The 9,805-nt window shown below is 65.5% G+C and carries 11 protein-coding genes; 10 read left to right on the top strand and 1 reads right to left on the bottom strand.

The annotated features are described in order from the left end of the window. Positions 1–231: 231 nt before the first annotated feature. Positions 232–1,347, bottom strand: a complete 1,116-nt coding sequence (locus WBA97_RS30760; RefSeq protein ID WP_424234466.1) for a helix-turn-helix domain-containing protein — start codon at positions 1,345–1,347, stop codon at positions 232–234. A gap of 282 nt (positions 1,348–1,629) precedes the next feature. On the opposite strand from WBA97_RS30760, the gene WBA97_RS30755 reads away from it, so the two are divergent. From WBA97_RS30755 to WBA97_RS30710, 10 genes are all read left to right on the top strand, one after another. Beyond that, on the top strand, positions 1,630–2,619 hold the full coding sequence (locus tag WBA97_RS30755; RefSeq protein WP_424234465.1) for a CBASS oligonucleotide cyclase: 990 nt from the start codon (positions 1,630–1,632) through the stop codon (positions 2,617–2,619). A gap of 2 nt (positions 2,620–2,621) precedes the next feature. After that, positions 2,622–3,131: a hypothetical protein gene (locus WBA97_RS30750; protein WP_424234464.1), complete on the top strand. Its 510-nt coding sequence runs from the start codon at positions 2,622–2,624 to the stop codon at positions 3,129–3,131. A gap of 74 nt (positions 3,132–3,205) precedes the next feature. Beyond that, positions 3,206–4,039: an AAA family ATPase gene (locus tag WBA97_RS30745; protein WP_424234463.1), complete on the top strand. Its 834-nt coding sequence runs from the start codon at positions 3,206–3,208 to the stop codon at positions 4,037–4,039. Next, on the top strand, positions 4,036–5,505 hold the full coding sequence (locus tag WBA97_RS30740) for an SAVED domain-containing protein (RefSeq protein ID WP_424234462.1): 1,470 nt from the start codon (positions 4,036–4,038) through the stop codon (positions 5,503–5,505). Before WBA97_RS30745 ends, WBA97_RS30740 begins: the two co-directional genes overlap by 4 nt. 615 nt (positions 5,506–6,120) lie before the next feature. Continuing rightward, positions 6,121–6,435: a helix-turn-helix domain-containing protein gene (locus tag WBA97_RS30735; RefSeq protein WP_424234461.1), complete on the top strand. Its 315-nt coding sequence runs from the start codon at positions 6,121–6,123 to the stop codon at positions 6,433–6,435. Between the two features lie 146 nt (positions 6,436–6,581). Further along, positions 6,582–7,820: a tyrosine-type recombinase/integrase gene (locus WBA97_RS30730; RefSeq protein WP_424234460.1), complete on the top strand. Its 1,239-nt coding sequence runs from the start codon at positions 6,582–6,584 to the stop codon at positions 7,818–7,820. 633 nt (positions 7,821–8,453) lie between these two features. Continuing rightward, on the top strand, positions 8,454–8,771 hold the full coding sequence (locus WBA97_RS30725) for a hypothetical protein (protein WP_424234459.1): 318 nt from the start codon (positions 8,454–8,456) through the stop codon (positions 8,769–8,771). Further along, complete coding sequence (locus WBA97_RS30720; protein WP_424234458.1) at positions 8,768–9,379, top strand: helix-turn-helix domain-containing protein; 612 nt, start codon at positions 8,768–8,770, stop codon at positions 9,377–9,379. The genes WBA97_RS30725 and WBA97_RS30720 overlap by 4 nt, the downstream gene beginning before the upstream one ends. Further along, positions 9,376–9,585 carry a hypothetical protein gene (locus WBA97_RS30715; RefSeq protein WP_424234457.1) on the top strand — a complete coding sequence of 70 codons (210 nt, stop codon included), beginning with the start codon at positions 9,376–9,378 and terminating at the stop codon, positions 9,583–9,585. The genes WBA97_RS30720 and WBA97_RS30715 overlap by 4 nt, the downstream gene beginning before the upstream one ends. Continuing rightward, on the top strand, positions 9,582–9,805 hold a 224-nt coding region (locus WBA97_RS30710; protein WP_424234456.1), incomplete at its 3' end, for a hypothetical protein. The genes WBA97_RS30715 and WBA97_RS30710, both read left to right, overlap by 4 nt.

Below are 9,805 nucleotides of genomic sequence, written 5' to 3'. Positions count from 1 at the left end.
GCTCAAGCCGAGCAACCCGTCGACGTACTGGGCGAGTGCACGCGGAACATCGAGGGTTGCTCGATACGGAATCACCTGGAGTCCTCGGCCACGTGAAGATAATCTTGGTAAGGGTTCTGCTACCAAAGGCTCCACACCGTCTTCGAACAGTATCTCCCACACCACCACCCAGACCAGCCGTTGCGCGCTCAACAACAGCCCCATCTTGGCGAGATCACGTCACTGAAAAATTCAAAACTCCACACGAGGCCGTTCGCTGATATCCCTGTTAAGCAGAGTCCGAACGTCCGCTTCGGGGAGCCCTGAGCGGTGGATAAACTCAGAGAATGAGACTCCGGTCGTTTCCGCGAGTTCCAGTGCGCGTCGTAGGAGTACCGGAGCCTCCGGGTTTCCCAGCGGGCCGGGCTCTACCTTGCGCCATCCTCGCACGGACAAGGCTTTCCACGCCTGTGCGTAAATGTGCTCACTCATGACCCCGAGCGTCTTTGCCCTAACCAGGAGTGCCGCCAGTGAGACATGCCACTTTGCTTTCAGGCGGAGCAATGTGGGCCAGTCGAGTCGAGTCGGAAGTTCGGGTTTGATGTCGTCGGCTGGCATGAGGAACGCGGCGGCGAATTCGTTGGCTTGATTCTCAGTAGTCTTGTCGCCGATCTGGCCATTGATGCCATGCAGGACGAGGTGCCCTAGTTCGTGGGCTGCGTCGAAGCGTGAGCGGTCGCGCAATCCCTTGTCTGCTCCGAGAGCGACGACGGGCCTGTCAGGGAAGTCGACGCAGAATGCGTCGACTTTCTCGATGCTGACACGGAAGCGAACAACGACTATCCCGTTCATTTCAAGCAGTCTCACGACGTCCTGAATTGGACCACGAGGGACGTTCCAGTGGCTGCGCGCCTGGGCCGCGGCCTGTTCGATATCGGCAGCTTGTAGAGGCTGTCCTTCGTCGCCAGGAACGCGCGGCAGGTTGAGATCCGGCAGCGCGACGTATTTTTCGAGCTCGAGTGCGAGTTCCCGTGCGAGGTGAACGTAGGCCAGTGCTTGTTGGCGATCTCGGGGAGAGGTGGACCGGAGGCTTCGGAAGAATCCGTTGAGCTGCTCCTGAGCAGGGGGACGGGCCGGGGCGGCAAAGAAAGACGGCGGCACGCGCAGCGCCACCGAGAGCCGGCGCAGGGTCGATGCGGCGGGCCTGGTGTGCCCGTTCTCGAACTGGCTGACCGAGGCCGCCGTGACGGAGCCGACTTCCCGAGCCAGTTGCACCTGGGTAAGCCCTCGAAGCTCGCGCGCCATCCGCAGTCTGGCCCGGTCGAACAGGGCCGCGATGTCGCCGGGGTCCAGTTGCGGGTCGTTCACGTCTCGTCTCCGCGCCAGTCCACGTCCGCCGGTGAGCGGACGATTCTCGATCTTGATCGGTCCGCTCGCATCTTAGGCACACCTTGGTTACCGCTGAGTCAAGTTGCGCCGCTTCCTGCCGACACGCCCGGATGAGGTGTGACGACTTGACGGTACTCCTCGTCGTGTACTCTCACCGAAATAAAGAAGATGATGTTCAAATCTGAGGCACCCGCGCGCGGGGGATGGAGTCGTAGAGGTGAGGGTTCAGGAGTACGCGAGGGACTCCAGGGGGTTGTGGACGTGACGCCGAAGATCACGCATGCCGACGTGGTGGCCTTCGCGGGACGGGCGGTGAACCTGCCGCGTGAGACTGCCATCGACAAGCGTAAACAGGTGAACACGCTGCGCGACCGCCTGAAGTCGCACATCGCGGACAATCCTGGGTTTTCGCTGGTGAAGATGCTGCACGCGGGCTCGGTGGCCAAGGGGACGGCGCTGCGTACATTCAACGACTTCGACGTGGCGATCTACGTCAAGCGCGACGACGCGCCCGTCGAGGAGGCCGAACTGGTGGAGTGGATCGCCGAGCGGCTCCGCGCGGCGTACAAGGGACTGCTCGCCCCGTCACAGATCACGCCTGGCACGCACTGCGTGAACGTCCACTTCAAGTCCACCGGCACCGATGTCGATGTCGTGCCGGTGCTCTACGAAGGCGACGCCGATGATCGCGGTTACCTGATCGCCAAGGACGCGGTTGACCGGACGGACTGGTTGCTCACCAGCGTCCGGCTGCACCTGGACTTCGTTCAGGACCGGAAGGACGACTGTCCGGACGACTGGGCACAGGTGGTGCGCCTGGTGAAGTGGTGGGTCCGCGAGCAGGTCATGAACAGCCCGCCAGGAGACAAGTTCCGGTTCAAGTCGTTCATGATCGAACTGCTCTGCGCGCACCTGCTGGACACCGCACGCGTCGACTTCACCGACTACGTCACCGCGCTGGACGGTTTCTTCGACTACATCGTGCGGACCGAGCTCCGCGAACGGATCGCGTTCGACACCTATTACCCCGCATCGGACCTGCCGAACGCACGGGTCGGGGAGATCGAGATCTTCGATCCGGTCAACCCGACGAACAACACCGCCCGCCTGTATGAGCACCGGGATCGTGCTCGAATCGTGGATGCGGCCGAGGCCGCCCTGGACGCGATCACCGAGGCGAGCTTCGCCCAGACGAAGGATCAGGCCGTGAAGTGCTGGCAGGTCGTGCTCGGCAGCAGGTTCCGGGGGTAGCCATGACCACGTCCTACACGCGCTCCGAGTCCGAGACCTACAGCTTGGCCTCCGCCAAGTACGTCGCCTCGAAGATCGCCACCGATTTGCGGCAGGTGCAGCGCTACTACGGCTGTCCCTCCGACACCGACATCACCGACTACGCCGTGGAGGCGGCATTGCTGTCCCACGGCGGTTACGTGGACAAGGTCATCTACGGGTTCCAACGCAACGGGGACTGGATCCTCGCCCTGGAGTACACGAACGTGAACGGCACCCTGGTCGCCGACGATCGCGCGGGCGGGATCTACCGCTATGCCGATACCGACGGCACCGTGTTCACGAGCTTTCTTTACTACACCTGGAAGTGGTCCCAGCTGACCGGCACCGACCGGGACGACTTCACCGAACTGCTGCCCTTCGCTCGCACCAGCGCCCCGGCCCCCGGCTACACGGGCGGTTACCACACCTCCGACCGCACCTACTCGGCCCACGGGACGGGTTTCACCAGGAGCACCTACCGACCACTATGACCACCACCAGCAACGACCTGTTCGAGGACGACCTCGACCTCCCTGATCCCGTCGCTCAGCAGCGCTACGCACGCTTGGTCGGGCTCGACCACGTCAAGACCCGTCTGGCCAAAGAAGCCGAACTGATCCTGCAACCGCACCTGCTGCGTGAGTGGAGTCTCCGCGTCCACAAGACCGTGCTGCCCGCGGTCGACCGGCTGACCCACCGACCGCCGCTGATCATCTTCGCCGGCGACGTCGGCACCGGAAAGACCACCCTCGCGGAGACCTTCGCCGACGCCATCGCCCGTCGGCACCGCATCGACGTGCGCGTCAAGCGGCTGAGTCTGCGCGCCCGCGGCACTGGCGCTGTCGGCGAAATGACCCGGCTGATCGGGACAGCATTCGACGTCGTACTCGACGAGGCCCGCACCGCAGGTTCGACACGACCCACCATCCTCGTCATCGACGAGGCTGACGCCCTGGCCCAATCCCGCGAAGCCAACCAAATGCACCACGAGGACCGGGCCGGGGTGAACGCGCTGATCCGTGGCATCAGCCAGATCGCCACCGAAGCACCCGGTGTCCTGGTCGTCATGTGCACCAACCGCATTGGCGCCCTCGATCCCGCGATCCGTCGCAGGGCCGCCGCCGAGTTCGATTTCGTCCGCCCCGACGACGCCCAGCGCGCTGCCATCCTCACCGCTCTTTTCGAGGGAGTCCACCTCAGCCCGTCGGACCTGGATCACCTGGTGGAGCTGACCGGACCAGATGGGCGTGGATACGGCCACACGTACTCCGACCTGGTCGACCGAGTGCTCGCCGCGACCTGCCTGGCCGCCTACCCCGACCGCCCCGTCACCGCCCAGCTCATCGCCGAGCAGGTCCGCACTTGCCCGCCGACGCCTCCGTTCACGGCGCAACCATGAAGCAGGTGCCCGCCGCAACCCGTCCGAGTGCCAGCGGCGCCCGCCTTACCGGCGATGATGTCCAGCACGCTGTGGCCTGGCACGCCGCCCTACGCACCCTGGTCCCGCACACCAGGGTCCAAGCCGTCACCGTCGAAGCCGCCCACGTCGGCAACGTCGACGACGTCGTGATCACCAAAGACCCCGGCCCCAACGACTACCTCCAGGTCAAGGCGACGGTATCCGCACAGCGAGCCGCGACCCTCGACTGGCTGTGCGAACCGACCCGAACCGGCGGCTCCAGCATCCTGCAACGGTTCCACCACGCATGGACCAATCTCTCTCGGAACGAGACGCACCCCCAGCTGACCCTGGTCACCACCCGCTCCATCGACCCCGCCGACCCGGTCCTGACCCTGCGAGATCGCCACGACAGGCTTGGTGAGCGACTCCAACACGCAACGACGGCTAACGCTCTCCTGGCCCGCAGCCGCCTCATCGAACACCTGGACTGCACCGACGACGAACTGTTCGCCTTCCTCGCCGACCTGCGGCTACGCACCGATGCCTCCGAAGCCGTCTGGCGAGACCATGTGGCCGAAATCAGCTACGCCGCTGGCGTCCGCGCTGACGACACCGCCTTCCGCCTCGGCATCACCGAAGTCCGGGAATGGGTCAAGACCAGCCGGGTGGAAAGAACAGTCAGTGACGTCCGGGATGCGGTTGACCAGCTCGGGCTCCACGCCACCGAACCGTTCACCATCCTCGCCATCAACTCCCTCGACGACCACACCGCGAATCCCGACGCCGCGATCACCCTCGACTGGGTGGACCGGTTCCGCGGCAGCGAAGCCCGCAACCGCCGGGGCTTGAAAAGCCCGCAGGAATGGGAAACCATCCTCCGCCCACAACTGGTTGCAGCTCAGCGCACACTGCGCAGCCTCCGCGCACGCCGCATCCTCATCACCGGCACCATGCGGCTTCCCACCTGGTTCACCGCAGGAGTGATGTTCCAGGAAACCGCAGGATTCACCCCCGCAAAGATCAAAGACGGACAACTCTGGACCCCACCAACCGGCCACGTCGCCCCCGCAGCGATCTCCCTGTCCCGCCCTCTCACCGACCTGCCAGCCGGACAGGATGTCGCTCTCGCCGTCGCGATCTCCGCCGACCTGACCGCCGACGTCCGCCAACACCTCGCCTCAACTGGCCGCGACATTCCCCTGCTGACCGTTCGGCCATCCACGGGCACGTCCAACACGAGCATCGCCAGCTTGGACCACGCCTTCGGAGTGGCGCTCGCCATCCGCGAGATCGCCCGCGAGATCGCCCGCACCATCAAACCCCCGGTTCTACATCTCTTCCTCGCCACACCCGCCGGATTCGCTGTCCTCCTCGGCGGAATCTGGGACCGAGTCCCCACCACCCAGACCTACGAAGACCTCGCAGTCAACGGCTACGAACCAGCCTTCACCATCCCCAACTAAGCCCGCAGTTGCACAGGCCATCCCGAAGATCCATCTGAATCGGCTACCGGGCTGGGAGAACGATCACGACCCCATTTCAACCGCCCGAAACGAACTCTCCCAATTTTCTCCCACCGAACGGCCACCCACCGCCCAGACCACACCGGCGACCACCACACAAGATCACAAAAAAGCCCGCTGACCTGGACAAACATCCCAGTCAGCGAGCCTTGAAAGGAGTGGAGCTGAGGGGGTTCGAACCCCTGACCCCCACACTGCCAGTCTGGTTGGACAACCACCGGCGATCACATGAGCCATCGCACGACGGCGAACTGAGCTCACTCCCCGAATAGGCATATTCGATCCGCCAGAGTCATACCGCAGGTCACCAGACTTCTTGATCTACGTGCACGAGTCTTCACGTGGAAGTTTGGGTGCGTCGTGTCCCCAACGGGCCTGTTTTCCGGAGTTCAGGGGTGTCGCCGCTACGTCGAGCATCCTTGGAGACAACCGATGACCCACCCAGGCCGTGTCCGCCGTGGCCACCCAGCACAGCACCGCAGCACCCGTCGCCCCACCGAGCACGCCGCTCAGCGGCCCGAACCGGACCTAGCCACCTCGACATCGCCCGGTCACATGACCGACTTCGACGAGTGCGCTGGCCGCGGCCTTGTCCGGCAGTCACGACGCGGCATCACCCGGCCCTCGGCAAGCGGCGCATCCGGCACGTCCGCGACACCTCCTGCCACCTCGTCCAGCACAGTAGACGACCCGAGGTCCGCCGAGCCTCTGCTCTTCACCGCCGAGCAAGCGGCGTCGCTGTTGCAGGTGCGTCCGTCGTGGTTGCGGCGGAAAGCCGCGGCGCGGGCGGTGCCGTGCCGGTTCGTCGGCAAGCACCTGCGGTTCTCCCGCGCCGACATCGAGGCTATCGCTGAGGGCAACACCCCATAAACACATAACTCTTCTCGTCAAACCATTGCGCGGCCAGCCTCAATGTCTTTCCGCAGAGCGTGGTTCTTCAGGGCCTGCTTGACATTTGACGAACACGGAGCGTCCATGTGTCCGTCAAATCGCAACCACACCAGGGGTGTTCATTCATGGCTTATGCAGAGAAGAGCGGGAAGAATCTGTGGCGGGTGCGCTATTCGAAAGACGACGGTGGCCTCGGCACCATCTCCGGATTCGCATCGAAAATAGCGGCGGAGCACAAAGCGACCGAGATCGAAGCCGACCAGCGCCGCGGGCAGTTTCTGGACCCTGATGGCGGGAAGCTGACCTTGGCGGAGTGGTCGATCGCCTGGTTCGACGCGCTCGACGTCGCCGCCACCACCGAAGCTCAGTACCGCAGCCTCGTCCGCAACCACATCCTCGCCCGGTGGGGCAGCACCCGGTTGGACGCGATCTCCGGGCTGGCTGTGCACACCTGGGGCAAGAAACTTCGGGCCGAGGGCTACGCGCAGGCCACTGTGGTCACGATCGTCAAGGTGATGTCGATGATGTTGGCCGACGCCGCCGAGGAACGCCTCATCGCCGCCAACCCGATCCAGCCTCGACGTCGTGGGAAGCGTCGGCATGAGGTGCGCACTGAACGGGTTTGGGCCACCCCCGAGCAGGTCCTCGGCGTGGCGGCGCAGGCGGCCGCGCTGGTCGGAGACTGGGCTGCCGTGCTGATGATCACCGCCGCGTGGACCGGCGCGCGGTGGGGTGAACTCGCCGGACTCCGCCGCCACAACCTCCACCTCGACGACGCCACCACCGTCATCGACCGCCACACCGGAGCCCTGCACGAGGTGAACGGGCGGCTCGAACTCGGGCCACCCAAAACCGCCGAGTCCGCCCCCATCATCACCCTTCCTCCGTTCCTCGTGCACCTCCTGTGGACGCATCTGGACGGTCACGACCATCCGCACGTGTTCGTCACCGCCGAAGGGGAGCTACTCCGCCGGTCGAACTTCGCCCGCCGCGCCATGCGACCCGCCGCCGACGGCAACCACCACCGACCCCGGCCCCGCATCCGCGTCCACCCCGTCCTGCCCGGGCTGGTCTTTCACGGGTTCCGGCATAGCCACAAAACCTGGCTCATCGCCGACGGCATCCCCGACGTCGCCCAAGCCCGACGACTCGGCCACCGCATCCCCGACAAAATCGAGCACATCTACTCCCACGTCGCACCCGAAGTCGAAACCAGGCTCATCAACGCACTGCAACACCGGTGGACCACCGCACTCCACACTCTCACCGCCAACACCACCACGACAGGCACCCACCACAACGCCGAACGCCTCACCCGACTCGCTGCCCGCCGCGACCACCCGGCGATCAACCTGACCGCCTGATCCACCGGCACACGGCCGCTGCCCCTCGGAGGCAGCGGCCGTGCTCATTCCAGGAAAGCCAGGGGGCACAGGTCTTTCAGAGCCCGCCTGCCCTGATGAACCAGCCGCAACGCATCCCATCCACCCCAACCGGACGCCAACCCGCCCACGCCGACGCCAGCCGGGCACAACCACCACCAACCGACCGCAACCGAACCCGCCCCAGCCACGGCCAACCACCGATGACGCCTGTTGGGCGCCGATGACGGAGGAGAGCCTGCAAGGCGACCCCACATGGCCCTTGGTCAAACCCTGACCATGATCGACTCCTTAATTTCTCCTTCTACCCCTATTCGATCTTCATTTAGACCACAATGGACAGTCCGACAAGATCGACATCAGGGCAGCAAAAAGGCCCGCTGACCTGGACAAACATCCAGAACCAGCGGGCCTATCGCGACCGTCGGGCTGACAGGATTCGAACCTGCGACCCCTTGACCCCCAGCGGGACAAGGGGCTTCCGCAGGCGTCCTGATCAGTCTCTTGTGGCTGGTCGAGTCCGGCGAAAGTCCAGGACGGGGCCTCCATTCCCGGCCCCGTCCCACCGATCTGTTAGACGTGTGTGAGACGGGCCCAGCCACCAAAGGGCCTGTAATGACCAACCCTGCCCGCTCCACCAACCCATCGATGGTGCCGCTACGGCGCGAGCCCCGACGCATCCGTCCACCGTTCGATGTGGACAGCTACCAGCCGAACCACTCCAGGCTCGGCGAGACCGACGAGGAGTGGCGCGCCTGCCGCCACTCCGACCGCGTGACAGCGCTGCTCGAAGCACTCGACGGCGTCGAGCTCGGCGAGTACGACCGGCGGATCATCGAGTGGTTGGCCAACTGGGACACCTCCGTCGTCGGCACCGTCGCCAGCCTCGTCTACCGTGCCCGTGCGACCGGTGTTTCGGACGGTGCCCAGTGAGCATCGAAGCGATCTCTTGGGCGCTCAATGAGGCACCCATCCCCCAGGAACGCCGGGACGCGTCCAGCCTCGCGATCGTCCTGGTGGGCCTGGCCAACCACGCCGATCCCGACGGGCGCAACGCCTTCCCAGCCGTGTCCACCCTCGCCCGCTACACCCGGCTGTCGGAGCGCTCGGTGCAGTACGCACTGCGATCACTGGAGGAACTGGGGCTGATCACGCCGTCCGATCCGGACATCGTGGCGGCGTACGTGAAGCGCGCGGACCGTCGCCCCAAGGGCTGGGACCTGGTTATCCACAGCGAGGTGCAAACCCTGCACCCCGCTGGTCGGCACGGGGTGCAAACTCGGCACGACGGGGTGCAAACAACGACGTCACGGGGTGCAGAGCCTGCACCCGAACCTTCCCTTAACCGTCCGGGGAACCGTCCTTCGCGCGAGCGCGTCCCGCAGGGCGCTCGGACGACGACGCTGCCGCCCGTGTGCGGCCAGTGCGACGCCCGCCTCGACGACCCGGTCTCCGCCCGCGTGGTGTGGCTCGACGACGACCACACACGTTCAGACCCCTGCCCGCGCTGCGCTCCACAGCGGTCCGGCGGTGCCCGATGACCAACCGCGTCCACCTCACCTATCGGGAACCCGCCTCCCTGTTCCACCCGAACGGATGGATCTCCCCGGCTCAATGTCTCTCCGACCGGGCCACCGCCGAACAACTGCGCGACGCGACCAACTTCCTGTCCGGGTGCAACGCCGCAGCACGGCGCACCTGGCAGTTCACAGACTGCCCCGGCGAGGACTGCGGGGTGCGGCGATGACCACGACGTTGCCGATGCCCGAGCCGGACGACGACAAGGTGCGGCGGACGGTGGCGGAGGTGGAGCGCTACGTCGCCCGGCAGGCCCCGCCGGTGCCCGACCCGACACCGGCCGCCGAGCCGCCGGCAACCAGGCGGGTGCGGGAGTTGCGCGCCGAGGTCGACGAGGCGCACGCGCTGCTGGAGTTGCAGGCCGACGACGCGCCGCTGCTGCTGGACAC

The organism is Actinophytocola sp., from assembly GCF_049647105.1.
In the GTDB taxonomy this organism is placed as follows: Bacteria; Actinomycetota; Actinomycetes; order Mycobacteriales; family Pseudonocardiaceae; genus Actinophytocola.
The sequence above is the reverse complement of the archived record's forward strand: the minus strand, read 5'-3'. Positions and strand labels throughout refer to the sequence as shown.